The 21631-nt window shown below is 34.9% G+C and carries 19 protein-coding genes and 1 tRNA gene; 12 read left to right on the top strand and 8 right to left on the bottom strand.

The window, feature by feature from the left end; genetic code table 11:
- Positions 1-157: 157 nt before the first annotated feature.
- Together FT986_RS03790 and FT986_RS03785 are read left to right on the top strand one after the other, a co-directional pair.
- The gene (locus tag FT986_RS03790; RefSeq protein WP_147863906.1) at positions 158-1471 is read left to right on the top strand and encodes a hydroxymethylglutaryl-CoA reductase, degradative; all 1314 of its coding nucleotides are present in this window, start codon (positions 158-160) and stop codon (positions 1469-1471) included.
- Complete coding sequence (locus FT986_RS03785; RefSeq protein WP_147863905.1) at positions 1464-2405, top strand: GYDIA family GHMP kinase; 942 nt, start codon at positions 1464-1466, stop codon at positions 2403-2405. Before FT986_RS03790 ends, FT986_RS03785 begins: the two co-directional genes overlap by 8 nt.
- A gap of 106 nt (positions 2406-2511) precedes the next feature.
- Here the strand turns inward: FT986_RS03785 and FT986_RS03780 are convergent, their stop codons facing one another.
- From FT986_RS03780 to FT986_RS03745, 8 genes are all read right to left on the bottom strand, one after another.
- Positions 2512-3414, bottom strand: a complete 903-nt coding sequence (locus FT986_RS03780; protein WP_222706180.1) for an IS3 family transposase — start codon at positions 3412-3414, stop codon at positions 2512-2514.
- A gap of 33 nt (positions 3415-3447) precedes the next feature.
- Positions 3448-3810, bottom strand: coding sequence for a helix-turn-helix domain-containing protein (locus tag FT986_RS16050; RefSeq protein ID WP_222706178.1), 363 nt, complete (start codon positions 3808-3810; stop codon positions 3448-3450).
- A 101-nt stretch (positions 3811-3911) separates the two neighbouring features.
- Positions 3912-6023: a peptidylprolyl isomerase gene (locus FT986_RS03775; protein WP_147863904.1), complete on the bottom strand. Its 2112-nt coding sequence runs from the start codon at positions 6021-6023 to the stop codon at positions 3912-3914.
- Between the two features lie 97 nt (positions 6024-6120).
- Complete coding sequence (locus FT986_RS03770) at positions 6121-7410, bottom strand: hemolysin family protein (RefSeq protein WP_147863903.1); 1290 nt, start codon at positions 7408-7410, stop codon at positions 6121-6123.
- A 196-nt stretch (positions 7411-7606) separates the two neighbouring features.
- A complete protein-coding gene (gene lptC, locus FT986_RS03760) occupies positions 7607-8170 on the bottom strand; it encodes an LPS export ABC transporter periplasmic protein LptC (protein WP_147863902.1) in 564 nt (187 codons plus the stop codon).
- 5 nt (positions 8171-8175) lie between these two features.
- The gene (locus FT986_RS03755) at positions 8176-9549 is read right to left on the bottom strand and encodes a tetratricopeptide repeat protein (RefSeq protein WP_147863901.1); all 1374 of its coding nucleotides are present in this window, start codon (positions 9547-9549) and stop codon (positions 8176-8178) included.
- Between the two features lie 22 nt (positions 9550-9571).
- Positions 9572-10813, bottom strand: coding sequence for a hypothetical protein (locus tag FT986_RS03750; protein WP_147863900.1), 1242 nt, complete (start codon positions 10811-10813; stop codon positions 9572-9574).
- Entirely contained in the window at positions 10810-11550 is a 741-nt protein-coding gene (locus FT986_RS03745; RefSeq protein ID WP_147863899.1) for a type III pantothenate kinase, read from the bottom strand. Before FT986_RS03745 ends, FT986_RS03750 begins: the two co-directional genes overlap by 4 nt.
- Before the next feature lie 97 nt (positions 11551-11647).
- On the opposite strand from FT986_RS03745, the gene FT986_RS03740 reads away from it, so the two are divergent.
- From FT986_RS03740 to FT986_RS15855, 10 genes are all read left to right on the top strand, one after another.
- Positions 11648-11720: transfer RNA gene (locus tag FT986_RS03740), tRNA-Phe, on the top strand.
- A 349-nt stretch (positions 11721-12069) separates the two neighbouring features.
- Positions 12070-12960 (top strand): hypothetical protein, encoded by an 891-nt coding sequence (locus FT986_RS03735; RefSeq protein ID WP_147863898.1) that lies wholly within the window; start codon positions 12070-12072, stop codon positions 12958-12960.
- A gap of 116 nt (positions 12961-13076) precedes the next feature.
- On the top strand, positions 13077-13382 hold the full coding sequence (locus FT986_RS03730; protein ID WP_147863897.1) for a helix-turn-helix domain-containing protein: 306 nt from the start codon (positions 13077-13079) through the stop codon (positions 13380-13382).
- A gap of 3 nt (positions 13383-13385) precedes the next feature.
- On the top strand, positions 13386-14975 hold the full coding sequence (locus FT986_RS03725) for a primase-helicase family protein (protein WP_147863896.1): 1590 nt from the start codon (positions 13386-13388) through the stop codon (positions 14973-14975).
- A complete protein-coding gene (locus tag FT986_RS03720; protein ID WP_147863895.1) occupies positions 14962-16707 on the top strand; it encodes a DNA polymerase in 1746 nt (581 codons plus the stop codon). The genes FT986_RS03725 and FT986_RS03720 overlap by 14 nt, the downstream gene beginning before the upstream one ends.
- Before the next feature lie 33 nt (positions 16708-16740).
- Positions 16741-17661 (top strand): hypothetical protein, encoded by a 921-nt coding sequence (locus FT986_RS03715; RefSeq protein ID WP_147863894.1) that lies wholly within the window; start codon positions 16741-16743, stop codon positions 17659-17661.
- Between the two features lie 41 nt (positions 17662-17702).
- Positions 17703-18938 carry a site-specific integrase gene (locus FT986_RS03710; RefSeq protein WP_147863893.1) on the top strand — a complete coding sequence of 412 codons (1236 nt, stop codon included), beginning with the start codon at positions 17703-17705 and terminating at the stop codon, positions 18936-18938.
- A 66-nt stretch (positions 18939-19004) separates the two neighbouring features.
- Positions 19005-19316: a hypothetical protein gene (locus FT986_RS03705; RefSeq protein ID WP_147863892.1), complete on the top strand. Its 312-nt coding sequence runs from the start codon at positions 19005-19007 to the stop codon at positions 19314-19316.
- 316 nt (positions 19317-19632) lie between these two features.
- The gene (locus FT986_RS03700) at positions 19633-20526 is read left to right on the top strand and encodes a hypothetical protein (RefSeq protein WP_147863891.1); all 894 of its coding nucleotides are present in this window, start codon (positions 19633-19635) and stop codon (positions 20524-20526) included.
- A 19-nt stretch (positions 20527-20545) separates the two neighbouring features.
- On the top strand, positions 20546-21622 hold the full coding sequence (locus FT986_RS15855) for a hypothetical protein (RefSeq protein WP_255505895.1): 1077 nt from the start codon (positions 20546-20548) through the stop codon (positions 21620-21622).
- Positions 21623-21631: the final 9 nt, after the last annotated feature.

The following is a 21631-nucleotide window of genomic DNA, read 5'->3' as shown; positions in this document are numbered from 1 at the left end:
CAAGTTTACTAAAAAATCCTTAAAAACGGAGGGCATTTAGTGTTAAATACCTACTTACTAAGAATAAGGGAGCTGTCGCATTTGTCTTATTCTTCTTTTAAAACTAACATCCTAAAATTATCATAATCGTATATTTGCGTTTTATACAGAACAACTCATGAAGCAAATTTTAGGATTCTCTAAATTAAGTAAAGACGAAAAAGTAGAGTGGCTAACTCAAAACTACTTTAAGGATAGTGAAAATGCTACTTATTTATTGAAGCAATATTGGAACGACGATAAAAAGCTACAAAAGCTACACGATGAATTTACCGAAAACACCATTTCTAATTACTACTTCCCTTTTGGAGTAGCTCCAAATTTTAATATCAACGGAGAAATTTATGCTCTTCCTATGGCAATAGAAGAAAGCTCTGTTATTGCTGCTGCAAGTAATGCTGCAAAATTTTGGAGTAATAAAGGAGGCTTTAAAGCGAACGTTGTAGATACTAGAAAGGTAGGGCAAGTTCATTTTTTATTTACTCAAAACTTCTCTTTGTTAGAGCAGTTTTTTAATAAGACAAAAAGTTTAATATTTGATCGCCTACAGCCTCTCACCAAAAATATGGAAAAAAGAGGAGGTGGAGTTTTAAGCTTAGAACTTCGAGATAAAACTTCCGCATTAGCGAATTACTATCAAATTCATGCTGAGTTTGAAACTTTAGACGCTATGGGAGCCAATTTTATTAATTCCTGTTTAGAAGAAATTGCTGCCACATTAAAAGAAGAAGCTGCTAAATATTTTAACGCTAGCGAAGACCAACAGCCCTTAGAGATTATCATGAGCATACTTTCTAATTATGTTCCTAATTGTATCGCCACAGCCGAGGTTTCTTGCCCTGTTGAAGATTTACTTCCAAAAAAGGAAGATGCTCAACATTTTGCTCATAAATTTATTGAAGCTGTTAATATCGCTAAAGCGGAACCTTACAGAGCTGTTACTCATAATAAAGGAATTATGAATGGTATTGATGCGGTTGTTCTTGCCACAGGGAACGATTTTCGAGCCGTTGAAGCTGGCATACATGCCTATGCATCAAGAAACGGACAGTACAGCAGCTTAACTTCTGCTAAAGTAGAAAACGAAAAGTTTACTTTTTCTATAGAAATTCCTTTAGCTTTGGGTACAGTAGGAGGACTTACCAATTTACACCCTTTGGTTAAATTGGCATTAGAAATGTTAGGAAACCCTTCTGCTAAAGAACTTATGAAGATTGTTGCGGTAGCTGGTTTAGCTCAAAATTTTGCAGCCATAAAATCATTGGTAACTACGGGTATTCAAGAAGGGCATATGAAAATGCACCTTATGAATATACTTAACCAATTTAATGCTAGCCCTTCCGAAAAGCAAGAAGTTAAGGCTCATTTTAAAAACAACACCGTTTCTCATAGTGCCGTAGTAGAAGTCTTAGAACAATTAAGAAATGCTTAAAACTTATTATGCTCACGGAAAGCTACTAATTACAGGAGAGTACCTTGTTCTCGATGATGCAAAGGCTTTGGCATTGCCTACCAAGTTGGGACAAAAATTAAGCGTAAAAACCACCGACAAATCTGGTATTAAATGGAATAGTTTTTTAGCAGATGGTAGCTTATGGTTTTCTCAGGAATTTAATTTTGACAACCAACAAATCAATTGTAAAATAAAAGAAGAAAACCTTAATAATAAAGATGTCATTAAAAACTTGAACTTTATTTTACAAGAGGTTTTTAAGTTTTCTTCAAACTTAGATTTTAAAAGCGGATACGAAATTAATTCTTTTTTGGAATTTCCAAGGGATTGGGGATTAGGCTCCTCTTCTACATTAATTCATAACCTATCTCAATGGGCGCAAATTAACCCTTACCAGCTGCTTAAAAAGACTTTTGGAGGTAGTGGTTATGATATCGGTTGCGCGGATAGAAACACTCCCATAATTTACCAGAGAAATGAAGAAAAGCCGTTTGTGAAATCAGTCTCATTCCAACCACATTTTACCGATCAAATTTTCTTTGTTTATTTAAATCAGAAAAAGAACAGCAGGGAAGCCATTCAGCATTATAGATCATTAGATAAGGTTGCTAAAAAAGAGGCTACAATAAAAATTAACAACATTACAGATACCATTCTTGATCCAACTATAGGTCTATCTAAATTTGAACAACTCCTCAATAGGCACGAAGAAATTTTATCTAAAGTATTAAAAACACCTACTATTAAAGAACAGTTATTTAAAAACTATAAAGGAAGCATTAAAAGCCTTGGAGGATGGGGTGGTGATTTTATTTTGGCTACAGGAAATTTCAAGATGATGTCTTATTTTAAAGACTTAGGCTACACTACCATTATTCCATTTAGTGAAATGGTTTTTAATAATAATATGTAACCCAAAAACTAGTTAAGTATACACCATAATTAATCAAAGTGTAAATACCTATTTTTGTCTAGTCCTAAATAACCGATACAGATTATTAAAGGATTAAATTTATTAATTAAAGCTGAACAATGGCTTCATTGTTCAGCTTTTTTGATTTGTACTGTTTTCTTTTTAGTTTTTGTTGTTTGTGCATCATAGAGGGTGTTAACATATGATTGGATAAGTGAGGTCTCATTGAATTGTAGATGTTGACAGCATCTTTAATCAACCTTTTTTTCGTTGATAAATCGGTATCGTGGGCAGCTATCAAAAACTCTTGTTTTAAAATTCCGTTCACACGCTCAGCAATAGCATTTTCATAAGGGTCGTATTTTTCGGTCATACTGGTACCTATACCATTGTCTTTCAGTATCTTTTGGTATTCATTTGAACAATACTGTAGCCCTCTATCTGAGTGATGTACCAAAGGTTGTCCTTTATGGCTTCTTTTCTTAAGAGCCATTTCGAGTGCTCTTATAGAACCACCCACTTCTAAACTTGCCGACACATCGTGGCCCATTATTTTCTTTGAGTACGCATCTGTGATAAGCGCAAGATATGATGGGTTTTTTCTGTTTCCCGTATATGTTATATCACTTACCCATACTTGTTCCGGACGCTCAAATTCAACTTCGTTAACTGTGTTCTTATGTTTTCTGAACCTGTGGTGCGAATCGGTTGTGATTTGATAGCTTCTTTTAGGTGTTATCAACATATGGTTTGCTCTCAATATTGCAAACAGCTTATCTCTGCCAACGTTGAGTTTGCTCAGTTCAATTCTGAGTATATGATATAATTTTCTTGTGCCCAGCCTGGGCATTAAGCTTCTTATGGAACGTACCAGCGTAATAGCTTGTTGAGCTATGAGCTGTTTGTGTTTTTTGGATTTTATAGATCTGTAATATACCTGTCTATTTACCCCGAATAATTCACAGGCAGAGATTATGGTCTCTTTTTGCTCTTCTTTGAAGCATTTGATAACTCGGGTTTGTAATTTTTTCTTATTTGGATATCATTCCTTCTCGGCCATATCGACCAGCATATCAAAAATGATAACCTTTTTGTCTGCGCGCTGCGCAAGGTGCTCAGCTCTTGCTTTCTGCTTTTCCAAGAGTTTCACCTTTGCCTCTAGTTCAAGTATTTTCTGTTCGGGTGTTTTAGCCACGGTTGATTTAGATAAATTGTTCCAATCAAAGTTACCATATTTTCTTAACCATTGGGTGATAGTGGACCTGGCTTGAATACCATATTTATGACAGGCACCTGACCTATCTAATTGACCCGATTCAATCTCTTGGACCACTTGGAGTTTAAAAGAAATAGAGTAATCTCTTTGGGTACGCTTCACGTAGCCTTTGTTTGCTGATGTTTTCATTACACTAAGATTTAGTGTATCGCTATTTCAGGATGGGACATTTACTAAAAACAAAAAGTCCGCTAAAATAGCGGACTTTTTATTTTTATAGAATTTAAAGATTAATAGAAGTTAGCTCTATTATCTTCAATTTCAGCACTGCTTTTTAAAGCCTCAACTAATCTACTTGTAGCTTGAGCAGCACGTTCTTTTGTTTTTCTTGCAGCGATCATTCTGTAAGAGTTAAGTGGTGCAGCTTCAGTTCTATTAGTAACCTCTACCACATAAACTCCTTTTTCTCCTGCAATTGGCTTGCTTACTTTTCCTTTTTCCAAGAAAAATGCAGCTCCTACAACTTTAGGCTCAGACGTTGCTCCTGGTAAAACTGGACTGCTTAGGTTTACAGCAGAAGCAGTTTCTACAGAGGACTTTTGATTAGAAGCTATTTCTGATAAAGTACTTCCAGAAATTTTATCTTTAATCATTTTAGCTTGCTTTTCTTTTCTAATAATTGGAGTTACCGTTGCAGAAGCTTCTTCTACGCTCATCAATCCTTTCTCATTTTTAGCAGTTACCTGCGCTACTACATAACCATTTGGCAAGTCAAATCTTCTAATATCACCTGTAGCTGTTTCTTCGTTAAAAGACCACTGTACAATTCTTCTTTGATTTCCTATACCTCTTAAAGCTTCTTCCATCGCTTTAATTCCTTTTACAGGTCTTACTTCGTAACTATTCTCTTCAGCTACCTCATCAAAACCTTTATCCGCTGCAGCGATTTCAAATTTTGTAGTTGTAGCAAACAAGTCATTAGTAGTTTTTTCTGAAGGCTCAATTTCTTTACTTAAAGTAACCACTTTTACCGCTTTTTGTGTCGCTTTTGCTTCATCAATTAACACAACGTGATAACCGTATTCTGTATCTACAACTCCGTATTTCTCTGAACTTGAATCAAAAATATAATCAATAAATTTTGAAGAAGTCGTATTTCTATAATTTACCCATCCTAAATCTCCACCATTCTCTTTAGAAGTAGTATCTGACGAATACTCTTTTGCTAAGCTAGCAAATAAAGAATCATTTGATTTTACCTGAGTAACAATACTATCGGCTAATTTCTTAGCTTCTTCTTTTGTTCTTTCTAAATCACTTCCAACAGGACTATCTTTATGAGCTACTAAAATGTGAGCTGCTTTCACAGAGTCTGTTAATTGCTTTACTCCAGTTACTTTAGTTACTTTCCAGAAACCTCCTTCTTTATAAGGACCAAATGTTTGCCCTTCAGAAAGACTGAAAATTTGCTCAGCATTATCTTTATTTAATTCGTCTTTAAAAGTAAAACGTCCTTCATAAGGAAGATCTGAAAACTCATTTACAAATTCTTCGTTATTAGATGTTTTTGCAAAACCGTCTAACATTTCGTTAGCTTGAGAAACCTCATTGTACTCCTCACGGTCTTTCATTAATTTCTCTAATGCTACTTTCGTATCAGCGTCATCTTTAGCAGAAGCTTTTTCTTCAAAAAATACATATTGAATATCTCTAGAAGCTTCTACTTCATATTTATCTTTATGATCTTTTAAATAACTTTTAATTTCGTCTTTAGAAACCTCAATCTCACCAACAGTTTCGTAAGGAATTTTCACGAATTTTAAATCGATGTTATCATTCTCCATTTTGTAAGCCTGCTCTCCTTCTAATAAAGTTGCTCCTACTCCCGCTCTCACCATGTTATAGTAAATAGAAGCTTTTGCTTGCTTTGCAGCACTTTCTTCTACAGCTAACCATTGCTGGTAAGCTTCTGGTGAAGTAGCTTTAAGATTTGCTACATATTCACGCATTACAGCTAAATCAAACAAACCTGCTTCATTCATGAAGTTTTGATTTCCTGTAAACTGACGCTTTAAAATATTATTAATTTGCCCTTGACCAACCTCGATATCTAATTCATCTAACTGCTCATCTAATAGAGTTTCTTGTAATTTATTCTCCCAAACTCTATTTACAGCTTGCGCAGTAGTTACGTTTCCTTGACCATTACGTTGTACAGCTTCTACTTGTCTTGCAAAATCCTCTCTAGAAATTTCGTTACCGTTTACTACGCCAACATTGCTTTGATTTTTTGAGAAACCACTGTTTCTAATTACATCTGCTAACACAAATGAAAACAATGCTAGTGCAATAATTACGATCAAAAAAACCGAACGTTGCCTTATTTTATTTAATACTGCCATTTTTGAATATGAATTTGTCTAAATATAGTGGGCGAAAATAAGATAATTACCGAAACTATAAAACAGAAATTCCTTAAAAAGTTAAAGAATAGTAAAATTAGTCTTCTTCAATCGGTTGAATTTGTACTAATTCTATTTTTGTGTTAGAAACTTCTAAGATTAAAATCTTAAAACCATCGATGGTTACTTGCCCATTTTTCTCAGGAATCTCCTCGGTATGATGCACGATAAAACCTCCTAAAGTTTCATAGTTTTCTCCTTCAGGAAGATTTAGCTTATAAGTTTCATTAATATAATCTACTTCCATTCTTGCTGAAAACCTATACGTACCGTTTCCGAAATCTTCTTCTATCAAAACTACAGGATCGTGTTCATCTTCAATTTCACCAAAAAGCTCTTCCACAATATCTTCAACAGTCATAATTCCACTCGTCCCGCCATATTCATCTATCACTACCGCTATGCTTTTTCTTTTTTTGATAAGAATATTAAGCACGTCTTTAACCAACATGGTTTCTGGCACATATAGAACCGGCATCATAATGGTCTTAATGTCTTTTGGTTTCTTGAATAAATCAAAAGAATGGATATACCCTACGATATCATCATTAGTTTCCTTATAGACTAAGATTTTACTAAGTCCTGTTTCCGTAAAGATGTTGATTAAATTTTTTGGGGATTCTGAAACATCTACCGCTATAATTTCGGTACGTGGTATCATCACTTCACGTGATTTTACTTCAGAAAATTCTAATGCATTTTTAAAAATCTGTATTTCTGAATCGATATCATCGTCTTCTTCAACCGAATCCATTTGTTCATTAATATAATTTCCTAGTTCTACTTTACTGAAGGCAAGCTGGACTTCATCCCCATCGGTTTTAAATAAAAATTTGAGGACCAAATCGGAAATCCAGATAATAAATGATGAAACAAATGTAAAAAGCAAGTAAAATAGGTATGCTGGGAAGGCAAAAAACTTAAGTAGGTTGTTGGCGTAAATCTGAAAAAATACTTTTGGAAGAAATTCTGCAGTAAATAAAATCACCAATGTTGAAATAATAGTCTGACTTATTATTAATCCATCGGTAAACCAATAATTAAGAAAGGCGTTTTCTAACGGGACTTGCGCTGTTAACAATTCTACCAATAGATCTCCCATAAAAAAACCGTACACAACTAGAGCAATATTATTGCCCACCAACATGGTTGCTATAAATTTTGAAGGTTTTTTGGTAAGCCTCGCCAATACATTAGAAAGAAAACTACCTTGTTTTTTTTCTATTTCAATATGAATTTTATTGGCCGAAACATAAGCGATTTCCATACCAGAGAAAAACGCCGAAAGGATTAAGGAAAGAACAATTATAAGTATATCTACTTCCATTTATGGTTGATTACGTTGTTCTATTTTTTTCCTGAATTTCCTTTTAAAGAAATACATAAAAATAGCTAAGGCTACAAAGAAAATAAACACATAGGCTCTATCCCTATCTACACTCCAAATTCTATAAGATTCAAATGCAAAAAACGCGGCAATTACCAAATACGCATACTCAAAATATTTAAAAAATCTCATCATATTATTCTGTCTCTTCTACTATTTGTACTCCTTTATTGGATCTAGATATGAATTTATCAAATTTTTCATTAGCATCAAAGCCTTCCCCTTCATTTAAAGCTCCGTTGTTTAACTTTACATTATAGTTAATATCTGAAAACACCCAACCTCGTTGTTGATCCCAATATAACTGTTTCGCTTTAAGCACAGTACTATCTGCAGTGGTAATTACTACATTACCTTGCAAATCTACCAAATCTGTTTGCTCATACATAATTCCGTAGTCAGCTATAATGGTATTTTTTTTATTTTCTTCATCAAAAAAATCTAATTCCAACCCATCAGGAAACTCTCTGTAAGAAAAGTCTAAATGCGTAAAGTCTTTCATTAACGGCGTTCTCAAATTAGCTTTAACCTTTCCGCTATCGGTATAAAAAAGATTAATTCCTTTCCCTGCAGTTTGAGGCTTTCCCTCATCTAAATCCCATTTTCTCACCTCATTAAGTCGGTCTTGACAAGAAAAAAGCATTGTCACGAAAAGTATCGCGACAATGCTTAAAATATGATTTCGATATGTTTGTAACATCTTAATTATATAGATGGTACTCTTACACTTTCTCCAATCCAACATCCAATTTTAATGGTTGAACCTTCCTCAACGCCTTCTTGGAATATATCAGATTTTTGCGGAGCTCTTCCTCTATAGCTGCTTGCAGTTTGACTTGCATTAGACTGAATAGAAGGATCTACTCTACCTGCCCTGTCCGCATAATCTGCTGCTAACCAATATACCGCTCTTTTATTAAAAGCTGAATCACCACAAGTGTTTACACTAGAAGCATACATACTTGCAATTTGTAAGTAAGCTACTCCTAAAGAAGGCTGAAAGTTTAATGCTTTCTTATAATAGTTTCTCGCTGTAGAGAAACTACCTTTGGCTTTATAGTTACCAGCAATCTTCATATAAACCCTAGCTTTATCTAAGTTGTTATCTTCCAACTCAGCACTTTGGTTATAGTATTCTAATGCTTTCGCAGATTTACCATCTTTAGCAGCTAACTGACCTAAATAAAGAGCCGATTTTGCAGAAGGCTCTGCTGTGTGCAATGCCTCTACTAACTTAAAGAAAATAGGATCATCTGTACAGTCTTTAGCTGAAAGTCTTTTGGCAGCTCTTTGCAACCATTCTACATTGGTTTTCTTAGCATCAAAATCTTTGTTGTATAAAGGGATTAAGTTATCACAATCTGCTCTTTCACCTAACAATCCATTAATACCCGCCTTAATTTTACTAAAGTTAGACAAGTAAATTTCAGAGTTTTTAAGCGTTCTGGCATCACTAGAATTTAACTTCTCTCCCTCTTCCTGCTTTTTCAATAAAGGCTCTGCTTGTTTTGCACGATATACTTCTTGCTCTTCAATCTTTTTAATTAATTCATCATAAAGATTAAATACATCTTGTAACTCTTTCTTTCCAGTATCTTGTAACTCTACCATGATATTAAAGTAAACATACAAAGCTCTAGGATCTTTAAAAGACTCTTTATCTTCTTTCCAAGCTTTATCGAACATCGCCAACTGCTCTTCCTTAGTACCCATATTATTATCGTACATAGCTTCACCAATGTTGGCATAAGTTGCACCAACCTCAGTTTTACTTGGGAAGTTTTTAAGTCTTAGCTTATAGTTTTCGATCAACGCTTCCGCGGAAGCTTTCTTTTCACCCTCTGGCGCATTTTTTGCGAAATGCTTAAGCATACGCTCTCCATATTGATACAGGGCAAGATTTCCATCTTGACAATTTTTAATTAATTTTTCATAATGCGGTTTTGCCGCTTTATAATCTTTTATTTTTGCGCTTTGAGAGAACAATGCTAATTCGGTATTACAATCTACCTCTTGTGCACTTGCTACTCCTGCACTTAAAAAAATTCCTGATAATAAGATTAAGAATTTAGTTTTCATAGTTGAATATAGTTATAGTTATTTAATCAAATCTTCTTCTGACAAACCATTTGTCATTTAAGGAAAGGCTTAAAAATACGTTTACAAATTGCTCTTGCACTAAATTATTTGAAGTGGTACCTCTCTGCCCATACTCTACTCCCAAATTCACATTGGTTAAAAAGCTTCCCGCTGGTAAACCTACTCCAAAAGATATGCCAAACTCATTTACGTCTTCGTTATTAATATTTAAACCAGTTTCTTCATACCTAACTCCAGCTCTGTAAACAATTCTTTTAAAATAGCTTGTAATATCATTATAATTTGGTATAAAATACCCCCCCAATTTATAACTATTTGCATCTGTATAAACCACATTGTTTAACTCAAAAGATCTATTAGTAAAATCACTAGAGGATTTTTTACCATATTCTATTCCTGCAAACCATTTTCTAGGCTGCCCTATTCCTCCCCCTACTTTCAATTCTGAAGGAAGGGTTAACTCACTATCTTTTACATCAATTTCTCTAAGATCTGCAAGTATCTCAGTATTTTCGGTGTTAACTATAAGCGTTGCTAATTGCCTTTCGTTTTCGGAATCGATTTTAGTTTCTGGAGAAAAACTAACTGAACCTGTCAATTGTAATCCCGACTCTAAAAGTTTTTCGTATTGAGCTCCAAAATTGACTTTAAATCCGCTAAGGTCAGATCTATTTGTTTCTCTAGTCCCAAATTGGAGTCCATCTTGAAAAAGAAGGTTTTTATTTTGAATATTACCAAAATTATAACTTCCTTCTACCCCAACGCGTAGCTCCTTAGTAACTTCATAACCCGCTGCTAGAAAAAGCTTATTAAGACCTCCACTACCAGTAAATCTACTTGAGCTTTCGCCTGTAATATCCTCTAACTCATAACCTACAGATGTATAAGGAATTACACCTAAACCAAAGCCTAGTTTACCTGCTGGAAACGCCATGGCTAAATAATCAAAGGTTGTAGATGAAGCTCTATCTGATGAATTTGAACTTTCTAAGTTAACTGTAGAATGAGAACCTCCCAATGCATAAGTTGTCAATCCCAATTTACCATAACCCGCTGGGTTTTGAAGATTAATATGAATACTATCTGAAGCAATACTCATGCCCCCCATAGCTCTATTTTCTGCTGTACCGTTAAATTTATTGAGTCCTACTCCAAAAAAAGAATATGGAGATGAAGTATTCTCTTGAGCATTTACTAATACTGAAAATAACAGTAATGTAAAAAAAATTGTTTTCTTAATCATTTAGTTGTATTAAATTCCAAAATATGGTTTAATCCCTTCAACAGAAAATTGTAGGGCGCAAATATGCTATTTTTTACTTTCTTAGACAACAGTTGACTATCACCTCCTGTTAAAATAACTGTTAAATCTTGATATTGAAGTTTATACCGATCTATAAAACCGTCTATTTCCATAACAGTCCCCATTACGGCTCCAATTTTTAAGTTTTCTTGTGTTGTAGTCCCTATTATATTATCATTGATTTCATCAGTTATAGAAACTAACGGTAATTTTGAGGTAAAATTATGCATTGCATGTAAACGCATGTTTACACCTGGCGAAATAACTCCACCTAAATATTCTTTCTTTTTCGTCACTATATCATATGTAATACAAGTTCCTGCATCTATAATCAATACATCCTTATCAATATATTCTTTTACAGCTCCAACTACAAGTGCTATCCTATCTATCCCTAAACTTTGAGGTGTTTTATATAAATTACGAAATGGAACAGGGGTTGTTGCAGATAATTCTAAAACTTGAATATGTTTAGGCACCTCTTCCAAAAGGGTCTTAACATCTTTAGAGACCGAAGAAATTATTAAATTAGTGATTTTAGAGTACTCTTTTAAAATATTTTTTAATTTTTCAGAAAAATTTTCAAGCTTAAATGTTTTAAAATAAATCTCCTCACCATACTCAAAAACAGCTAGTTTCGCTAAAGTATTCCCAATATCTATTGTAAGATTTCTCACTTTTATTTAAATTTAATGAATACAAATTTACTTTTTTTATTAAATTATTTGGCAGATATGAAAAATGAATATATATTTGCCACCGCTTACAAGCACTGGTGCCTTAGCTCAGTTGGTAGAGCAAAGGACTGAAAATCCTTGTGTCCCTGGTTCGATTCCTGGAGGCACCACCGCAAAACCTCGATCTCACGATCGGGGTTTTTTGTTTACATCCACTTCTTTCCCTTTAAGTACAGGCGTTTACAAATAATGTTACAAAGAATATTTTCTGCTTGTTTTAATAGGTTTTGAGCAACTGCTCTTGAATATGCTCTTGATTCTCTCGCAAGTCAATGATAGCAATACTTCCCAAAACACCTACTTTTTTCAGAGACTTATTTTTGTGAAAAAGTGAAAGGATTTTTTCATAAATACTTTTATATTGTAACCCCTAATTTATTTAACGCTTAAAAGCATTAAAATGTTTCGCTTTTTGATCATCACTCAATTTCAAAATTATTTCTACAAATAAGTATTACTATGTTCCCAAAAAAATACCATCAGCATCTCCAAAATATTTTTGATTCAACTGAAGAAACAGTAGATATCATTTATAAAGAATTGTCTGAATTGAAAGAATCTTCGAGAGTCGATTTTTTACTCGAGTTTAAAAAATTCTTTGAGCTGAATGGGGCAGGAAGGTATTATAAAGAAGAGCTTATTGACAAAAGAAATAAATCTGAGTTTGAGTGCGATTTAAGCATAAAGGAGTTGACGTTTGCTGAATCTATTGACCATTTTACCTTAGAACTTGAAAATCCCTTGGACTATTATAAATTTAATAATTATCCTGCAACAGATGACTGGATAGAACATAAGCAAAATGAAGTAAATAATTTTTTCAGAGATGATTTTGGTATATTATTAAAAAAATTAGAAAACCACAGGGAGTTAAATCCAACTATAATGTCGACAAATGGTGATTATTTTTTTCCTGAAGAATTAATTGACAATAGTAATCCCAACATCTTTAAAAAAATCAGTATAGCTTCTTACCAAATTGAAATACCAGATGAATTTGATGATTTCAAAAATGATTTAAAAGATGAAATAAAAAAATTCGAAAAATATTTTGGTAAGGCCTCGACAGAGGCATTTCTAAGAAATTCATTTAAGTTTAAAAGTTCAGCAATTATTTCTCCTCAACTCCTTAAATTAAAGTTTAATAAAGAACGTTATGGAACTAAGAAAAGATTAGAACTAATTAACAACTTTAGAAATTCGATCAAAGACAAGTATGGCATAAAGAAGAAAGAATTTGCTGGAACTCTCTTTTTAAATTTTGAAACATTTCGTACTGAAGTGAGAAATAAAGATTTCAATGAAGATTATCACTTATTGCTTCTCTCTAAAAGATTTAGAAAAAACTAAAACTCAAATTTAAATTTTTGACGATTTTCTAACGATTTTAGTTATTTCTAAGGGTATTTAGCGAAAAACTCTGAACGCCTCCTGATTATATTTTTCTTTACGGAAAACTATAGATTATGTCAGGAGAAACATCTTTCCATTTACAAAAACTAGTAGAGCAATTTGAAATTAAAGTTGCTGATAGGATAACCACTTCATTACAGAAAACATTAGCTCAACGAAATAAAGCTTCTCAAACAAAAGCGGACGAAGACTACCTAACCATAAAAGAGGTCTGCTTACTTTTTAAAATTTCCAGATCACAGATCATTAACCTTCGTAAAAAACACAAAGATTTCCCTGTAATTAAGATAGGGAATTGTGTTCGCTACAAAAGAAAACAACTTGAGAAGTTCTTTGAGGCTAACTATTCCAATAAGTAGGTCGTGAAGGAATTTAAAAGTCTCAAAAAGGAGCAAAAGTTGTGTAACTCTTTGCGTGAAAAAGATCTAATCTTTTGGAGGAAGTTTAGAGGAAAAGTAGTAGTGAATTATTACCAGCTCATTATTTTTCTACAACTTATCTTAAATATCCGAAAAATCAGTTTCAAAGGAGTTGATGGGTATAGCTTTGCCGTCATTGAAGACAATTGCATTAGGCTTATCGAAATTGCCGATATTTCGAAATTGATCGTTGAATATTTTGAGCGGAATTTCGATAAGGCAAATGGTGTTGTCGATGTGAATGACGTACTTGGAGCTGTAGTTGAAAACTCCTATAAGTTTTATACCAAAAACATTGAATCGTTTTTCAAAATTGAAACGATAGAGCTTAAAATCGATTCGGAAGAGTGTTGTCACCTCCAATTTGAGAATACACTCGTTGAAATCACACGTTTAGGAATTAGTCAGATCAAAAAAACTGATTTTGGCTCTCCCCTTCTTCATAACCGATTGATCAAAAGAGATTTTCAAAAACTATCTGATATAGAAAAAGGAGATTTTTATCAGTTTGCCTGGAATCTTGCGGGACAAAATGAGGAAAGATTTCTTGTATTAATTACTACTCTGGGATATTTGGTGCACGACTATAAGGATCCTGTCAACCCAAAAATCGTTGTACTTATTGATCAAGTCACAGGGGACAACCAAACAAGCAATGGAGGAACAGGGAAAAGTTTACTATTAAAAGCACTTTCCCATGTTATAAATGTAGTTGAATTAGGAGGGAAACGTCTTCAATCCTCTCATCGGTTTGCGTTTCAAAAGGTGAAAATTTTCACCCAATTGGTATTGATCAATGATGCCTCCAAAAAAGAAAATTTGGATAACTATTTTAACCTATCGACCGACAGTTTTGAAATTGAGGAAAAATATAAACCTACAGTTTCTCTTCCCTTTGAATATTCCCCAAAAATCGCAACTACCACCAATCATTACTTAAATAGAAGTGAGGGTAATTCCACCGAAAGAAGATTGCACGAAATTGAGGTGTCACCCTACTATGGTAAACACCTTACCCCACAGGCGGAATTTGGTCATAACTTTTTTACCGATTGGAATGATGAACAATGGCTGCTATTCGACAACTTCATCGTACACTGTGTACATACCTACTTATCTCAAGGATTAGTAGAACCTGTAAATATCAATTTGGAAGAGCGAAAGCTCTATGCTGAGGTTGGTCTGGAACTGGTCGAGTTTCTCGATGAGAAGATAGAACAAGGAGTCCAAAGGTTTCATAAAGCTGACCTGTATGAGGAATTCAGAAAAGGGGGCTACACCCAGCCCAAATACGTTCCAAGGAGGAATAATTTTACCCACAAGGTCAAGAAATACCTAGACTCCAAAAACATTGCTTTTACAGAGACCCCGGCAAACACAAAAAAATATATTGAGTTAAGTAGTGGAGACTCAAAACAATCACAACCTATCCAAACGATTGCGGATGTAGATACCCAGTACAAAATAGTAGATACACCCAATAAACTTACCCGTTTTATTAACAACATAAATAAAGAAGATGAAAAGGAGTAAGAGAGTGATCTGTTTTGACCTGGAGACCGATAGCTTGGACGTTCATCAAGCTAAGATCATTGGTATGGCTATTAGTACCAGTGTCAATAAAGCGGTGTACATTCCTCTTCCCAATAGAAAGTACCGAAAGCTAGCGCTTAAAAAACTAGAAGTGCTATTTAGTAACCCTGATATCGTATGGATTGGTCATAATTTGAGATTCGATCTAAATGTTTTACGTTCCCACGGAATTATAGTAAAGGGGACAATCATTGATACAATGGTATTGGATTATTTGCTTTTTCCCGATCGCAAGAAACATAACCTTAAACATATCTCTAAAATTCATCTTAACTACCAGCAAATCAAGTATGATGACATTGCCATTGGTGATAAAGACAGCAAAACACTGGAAGGGGTCTGTAATGAAACTGTAAGAGATTATGCTTGTGAAGATGCAGACCAGACACTTCAACTATATCTATATCTAATTAAAGAAATCGAATCCAACAACCTTGAGAAAATTAGTGTGATAGATAACCAATTGGTGCCCGTCATTGCTGAAATGGAATACAACGGGGTTTTCATTGATAAGAAGTTACTACAGAAAATTGCATTGAAAATTGAGAAGAAGAAAGAGGAAGTTCTTTCAGCAATGCAAGAATTCATTGAAGGAGATATCAATATCAATTCCCCTATACAGCTTGCCAATGTTCTGTTTGATCAATTAGGTTTGGAACCAATAGGAAACAAAGGAAAGAACGGTCACTTTTCGGTATCATCGGAAATTCTAGAGCAGTTAATACACTCACATCCCCTCGTAGGGCAAATTATAGAGTATCGGGCATTGGATAAAGTGTCAGGCACCTTCATCAAGGCACTCAAAAGGACCCACCCTACCACTGGACGGTTGCACACCTCATTCAATCAAACGGTTACTGCAACTGGGAGGTTAAGCTCGAGTAACCCGAACCTTCAAAATATCCCTAGCAGAACCATTGGGAATAAACTCAGAGGATGCGTTGCTGCCCCGGATGGATACCAGTTGATTGGAGCAGATTACAGCAATGTCGAATTAAGAATAATGGCTTCACTATCAAAAGACCCTACAATGATCAAAGCCTACAATGAAGGAATTGACCTACACAGGTTAACTACTTCCAAAGCTTTACATATAGAGTACAGTGATGTTACAGATTATCAAAGAGGGACAATAGGTAAGAAGGTGAATTTCGGTTTGATTTATGGGATGACCGCGCACGGTTTAGCAAAATCGATCAATAAAGATTCCGAAAGGAAGTACAGTCAAGAGGAATGTCAGGTGTTTATCGATGCGTATTTTGAGTTGTACCAAGGTGTAAAACAATATCGCGATGAATTAGTGTTCAGAGCGGATTGTAACGGGTATGCGGAAACGATTTTCGGACGCAAGAGACCTCTGCCCCACATCCATTCCGAAAATTCTTACAAAAGAGAGAAAGCCAAACGTGCCGCAATGAATACACCAATTCAAGGAAGCGCCGCCGATATTATCCGTGTGGCAATGGTCAATATTCATCGGCGCATAAAACAGGAAGGGTTACACAGCAAAATGATCCTTCAAGTTCACGATGAACTGGTATTTGAAGTACCTGATGATGAAGTCGAGCATATGCGTGAGCTCATACGGTTTGAAATGGAAAACGTCATCTCGTTACCTGTAAAACTGGAAGTCGATCTCCAAGTTGGTAAGACGTGGCAAGAAGTGCACTAAATAAGTATAAATTTTAATATAAAAACAATAATTATGGAAAAAAGAAGATTTGTTCAACTGGATTTTATCAAGATTAGAAAACACGGCGTAAAAGCTATAAGTGATTACTGTTTGGTTCCTCACCCTAGAATCAAAAATCGCTATAAGTTGGATACCAATCATACCTTACTAAAACAGTATGGCTTATTCGGGGAATATATCGATATCTATCTTTGCAACGGTGTATTAACAGTTTCTCTTAGCGTTCCCTTTTTCCTTAATGGTCACAACTTTGTGGAAACAAGCAAAAGCGATATTGAGGATGCGTTTAATAAGCTTTCAGAGTTTCTTAGGGTAAACCTATTCGATGCAAGGGTTTGTGATTATGAAGTAGCGATACTTCATGACTCTGATTTCTCGGTCAAGGAATTACAATCATTTATTGTTGGGGTGGATGATATGGATCTTTTAAAAAAAGATAAGAGGTTCATTATGTATGGTAACAAGAAACAGCAGTTCAAACTATATGAAGTAAGACACAACCTGGAAAAGAAAATGCACCCTACGGTGAGAAAAAATTTCGATTTTGAAGATACTTTTGACTGTGTCAAAACAGAGATGAAGGTTTCTAAACCTGAAAAAATGAACCTCGAAAAATTTATAAAAGAAGAGTATGAATATTCTCTTCATAATTTAAAGATTTTTATTCAATATCAGATTCACGTATGCTTCAATACTTCTAAAGGTGAAAAATTTGACGATATACTTTTCCAAACACTATTATGGGCGGGTAAGTATACCTATAAACCAGTTCAGGAAATGGCTCTGGATATCATTGATAGGTCCTCTCTTTCACCAGTACAGAAATCTAGAAGGAGAAAAGCCCTTAGAAAGAAATTTGATGCGGTCAGACAAAGCGGAAAACATTGTTTTTCTGATTTTTTAACCGACCTCAATTTCGGGCTACTATTTTAATAGGGACCTTCCCATTCAAGTTTAATCAAAATTGTTGAAAAATGACTGTAAATTATGAATTGCGGCAAACGCAAACCCAAAGAAAAAAGCGATCGAAAAAAGCACAGCTTTTTATTCGCTATTGCCATCAAAGTAAATGCACACTCTTCTATACCAAAAAAATAATCCATATTAAAGACTGGGATAAACGCAATCAGAGAGTGAAACGCACCTATCCGGGATATTTAAAAATGAATCGTTATTTGACCAAACTTAAACAAAGGGTAGAAGATATTATTAATGATTGCCTTTTCGACGAAATTGAGCCTACAGTTTCGTATGTAAAGGATGTATGGTTAGGGAGACAGAAGGATGATAAGAAAATCGAAAAACTATCCTTTTGGCAATATGTAGAGAAATTTATCCATAAATCCGAAAACAGATTATCCCCCAACACTTTACGCTCCTACAAAACAAGTTTCAAGAATTTAAAGAAATTTGAGCGCAACTGGGGATCGATTATCGATTGGCATAATATCAATATGGATTTTTATAACAACTATTACGAATATTACGTCAATACTTTAGGACTGAAGATAAATGGCTTCGGCAAGATCATTAAACTTCTCAAAACCGTACTTAATGAGGCTACCCAAGAGGGGTATAACGACAACACCGCTTATAAATCAAAAAGTTTTAAGGTCACCAAAGAAGAAGTCAGCAATATCTACCTTGATGAGCAAGAACTAAGCAAATGGATAGAGTTAGATTTAAATGAAGATAGAAAATTAGAAAAGGTCAGAGACTTATTCTATGTCGCTTGTTATACCGGGCTGCGCTTTAGTGATCTTGGTAAAATCACCAAAGAGAATATTAATGCGGATCTTATTAGCATCCGTACACAGAAAACCGGTACCGATATTATCATCCCTATATTAAATGAAGTTAAGTTGGTTTTGGAGAAATACAATTATAATTTACCCAAACCCCTCCAAAATCAGACGATGAACCGCCATTTGAAAAAGCTTGGTCAATTAGCGGAAATGGACTCTGACGTTAAGACCTATAACCGTAGGGGAGGAAAGACCATTACAACAAAATTTAAAAGATGGGAGTTAATATCTACCCACACCGCTAGAAGATCGTTCGCTACCAATATGTACAAGAGAGGTTTTGACAAAACCATGATCATGAAAATCACAGGGCATAGCAGTGAAAAAGTCTTTATGGATTATATAAAAATCTCCAATGAGGAAAATGCCAAGCGTTTTCTGGAACAATCCAAGCAATCCGCATAACCTTATAAATCAAATAGTATGACACTCAAACAATTAATTAAATTGATCGATAAATGTATCCGAAATATGGCTGTCAAAGGGGTATACTATCCCAGAAGGATCTTACCCAAGTGGGATTCTTTGACCAATGATAAAGACAAGCTTGCTTATTTTGAGAAGATAATCAACAGTAAAAAGGTCTCTACAGGCTTTGAACGTTTGGTGGGAAAGAACCTTTGTGAGAAAACATTGGAAGCCATCATCATACATCACCCTGAAGCTGTTGATTTGATAAAGGGAGAGGATATATTGGACAATTGTGTGCAAAAATTCTCCAAGTATGACCACGGTAGAACGTTTTTAAAGCAGTTTAAATTGAAAAATGATCTAACAGCTTGATAAAACTTTACCACCGTTTAAAAGCCTGAATAATTATGTTCAGGCTTTTTTGTTTTCCTTTATCGGTAATTGTTTAGTATTTTTACCCTGACAAAAATATTGAATCAATAGCGTTAGCTATTTCACTTGTTATCGAAAACCGCCAATTTTAAGATACGCACAAGTTTAATAGACCAACGCTCACGCTTCGGCGTGGGCTGTGTTTATTTGTGCGTAGGTGCTTGGCGGTACCTCGATAACGGTAAGCTACAGTTCCACGCTTTTTTGTTTTTAAAAACCTCCATTCGGAACTGATGGATACCTAAAAATCTATCAGATGAAGCAGACATTTTTTTGTCTTTTCTTAATTATTTTCATTCCCTCCCATGCTCAATATGCAGGTTTGGGAGAAGGTCTGGAAAGTATTGAAAACTCCTATGCCTATTACCAACAAAACTATCCTGATTGGGAGTTTAACAAGTCCTTCAACGAAGAGAATGAAATCCAAGAGTATAGGGTTCGCAAAGTAAACGAGTTCTCCTCCCTTACTTCCAGCGATACCGAGATCATCGAGATCTATAAATTTGAAAAGGGTATTTGTACGAAAAGAATACAACAGTTCCCAAAATCAAAAAATGTGTTGTCAGCTTTTGAGCAAAATAATAAAGAACACAAGATCGGGGAGTATTACTTTACAGATAACCACCGAGAAGATTATCAGAAGGTGACACAGCTCAAAATGATTGGTAACCTTCCTTCGATCGTTACCAGCATAACGGAATTTACGGAGCTACCTGACAGTGTTCGTAAGACAATGGAAAGCATCCGCCCTCAGGGAGATTATGTCCAGAAAAGGGATTACCGAATACTCAATAAACCTATTTTACTCCAAAGGCTTCAAAAGGACAGTCCCATAAATGGTACTTACGCAGATGAGTATGACAATCAGCTTAGGATAGCTGAGCTTACCGATGGTAAACTGATGTTCCTATTTAACGTGGGCAATTCTAGAAGTTTTAGTGAACTGGAAGGACTTGTTGTCTTAAATGGGAACACCGCACTATATGAAGATGATGAATTTGGAGGCTGTATCGTGAAATTGACCATTGAAACACAAAAAATCACCGTAAATAATTACCAAAATAACTGTGGGCTTGGATCAGGCTTGACCTTAGAGGGTGTGTATACACAACAGAGTAAGGAGGTGCCAAATTTTAGAAGCTATGATTAACCTACAAATAACTTTAAGAATGAAAACAAGTCTTTTATTTGCTTTTCTGCTGCTGTCCACCTTCAAATCGTTCTGTCAGTTGGAAATGGGACAGTCCAAAAATAAGGCTGTCATATTCCTACAAGTCTTGGAACAGAACAACCCTAGATGGTTATTCAATGAAAAATACGGAAAATACGGTTTGAACGAAATAGAGGTCAAAAAGTACAATGCTATGTATTACGATCTGAAACTCCGCACGGACGCCATACTGCATTTTATCTTTGAAGAAGGAACCTACAGTTACCGTACCACCGAGTTCCCTCATCTTTCCGCTGAATTTGTAAAGGGCAAATTCGATGAATTCTATGGAAATACTAAAATAGGCGATTATTATTTTGTGGAGAATTATCAATATTTCAACCATATTCGATCAGAAGGCAATCACGCTGTGGTCTACTTCCGTAAAACCGCTTTGGAACAACTTCCCACAGCGGTAACCAAAGAACTTGACAAAAGGAAGGATGAAATGGAAAGCAACCAGAAACAACAAGAGAAGGCAGCCATTGACTTCCATTACATCAACCAATACCACGATATCGAAGAGTTTAAAGCGGGTTATACCCAAAAAGCATTCCCCGAAATTGTAAAAGCCTACCTAAAGGTTCAAAAGGAGTATTTTAAAAAGGATGGATTGTTTTCCGATCTAAAGGCACTGTATAAAGTAAAACTATCCCAAAGGGAAGGTTCTTGGGCATATACTGGAAGCACGAAAAAAATCCATAGTAACACAGAAGATTTTCAACTTCGTCATTTTTCAGACCTAAGATTTGAATTCCAGCTTCCCAAGGTTACCACGGAATATCACGGCAGGGAGCGGGCACTGAGTATTGAGGTCAACCTGCTGTTTGACCTACAATTGGATCGAGGTGAAATTGAACTAAAAAAGAAAAAAGGAGAGATCAAATTTACTTCGGACCATCAGCTATCCGAAGAGCAAGAGAAATACATTGAATCCCAATTGGCTTCCTATGAGAAAGGCAATTATAAAATAGGCTATCAATTTGGTACCATCAGCGGTATGGATGCCAATTTTATCATCGTAAATGAACTTTAATATAAACCA

Origin of the sequence: Mesonia sp. K4-1, from assembly GCF_008017825.1 — a bacterium.
Lineage (GTDB): Bacteria > Bacteroidota > Bacteroidia > Flavobacteriales > Flavobacteriaceae > Mesonia.
Note: the sequence above shows the minus strand (reverse complement) of the source record. Positions and strands in the feature narration are given on the sequence as shown.

Excerpts from the sequence above, each read along its gene's own strand:
- lptC (WP_147863902.1), bottom strand. The coding sequence starts at position 8,170 with ATGTTACAAACATATCGAAATCATATTTTAAGCATTGTCGCGATACTT.
- FT986_RS15855 (WP_255505895.1), top strand. The coding sequence starts at position 20,546 with ATGAAAACAAGTCTTTTATTTGCTTTTCTGCTGCTGTCCACCTTCAAA.
- FT986_RS03730 (WP_147863897.1), top strand. The coding sequence starts at position 13,077 with ATGTCAGGAGAAACATCTTTCCATTTACAAAAACTAGTAGAGCAATTT.
- FT986_RS03770 (WP_147863903.1), bottom strand. The coding sequence starts at position 7,410 with ATGGAAGTAGATATACTTATAATTGTTCTTTCCTTAATCCTTTCGGCG.
- FT986_RS03755 (WP_147863901.1), bottom strand. The coding sequence starts at position 9,549 with ATGAAAACTAAATTCTTAATCTTATTATCAGGAATTTTTTTAAGTGCA.
- FT986_RS03790 (WP_147863906.1), top strand. The coding sequence starts at position 158 with ATGAAGCAAATTTTAGGATTCTCTAAATTAAGTAAAGACGAAAAAGTA.
- FT986_RS03750 (WP_147863900.1), bottom strand. The coding sequence starts at position 10,813 with ATGATTAAGAAAACAATTTTTTTTACATTACTGTTATTTTCAGTATTA.
- FT986_RS16050 (WP_222706178.1), bottom strand. The coding sequence starts at position 3,810 with ATGAAAACATCAGCAAACAAAGGCTACGTGAAGCGTACCCAAAGAGAT.
- FT986_RS03700 (WP_147863891.1), top strand. The coding sequence starts at position 19,633 with ATGAAGCAGACATTTTTTTGTCTTTTCTTAATTATTTTCATTCCCTCC.
- FT986_RS03735 (WP_147863898.1), top strand. The coding sequence starts at position 12,070 with ATGTTCCCAAAAAAATACCATCAGCATCTCCAAAATATTTTTGATTCA.
- FT986_RS03785 (WP_147863905.1), top strand. The coding sequence starts at position 1,464 with ATGCTTAAAACTTATTATGCTCACGGAAAGCTACTAATTACAGGAGAG.
- FT986_RS03710 (WP_147863893.1), top strand. The coding sequence starts at position 17,703 with ATGACTGTAAATTATGAATTGCGGCAAACGCAAACCCAAAGAAAAAAG.
- FT986_RS03715 (WP_147863894.1), top strand. The coding sequence starts at position 16,741 with ATGGAAAAAAGAAGATTTGTTCAACTGGATTTTATCAAGATTAGAAAA.
- FT986_RS03705 (WP_147863892.1), top strand. The coding sequence starts at position 19,005 with ATGGCTGTCAAAGGGGTATACTATCCCAGAAGGATCTTACCCAAGTGG.
- FT986_RS03720 (WP_147863895.1), top strand. The coding sequence starts at position 14,962 with ATGAAAAGGAGTAAGAGAGTGATCTGTTTTGACCTGGAGACCGATAGC.
- FT986_RS03775 (WP_147863904.1), bottom strand. The coding sequence starts at position 6,023 with ATGGCAGTATTAAATAAAATAAGGCAACGTTCGGTTTTTTTGATCGTA.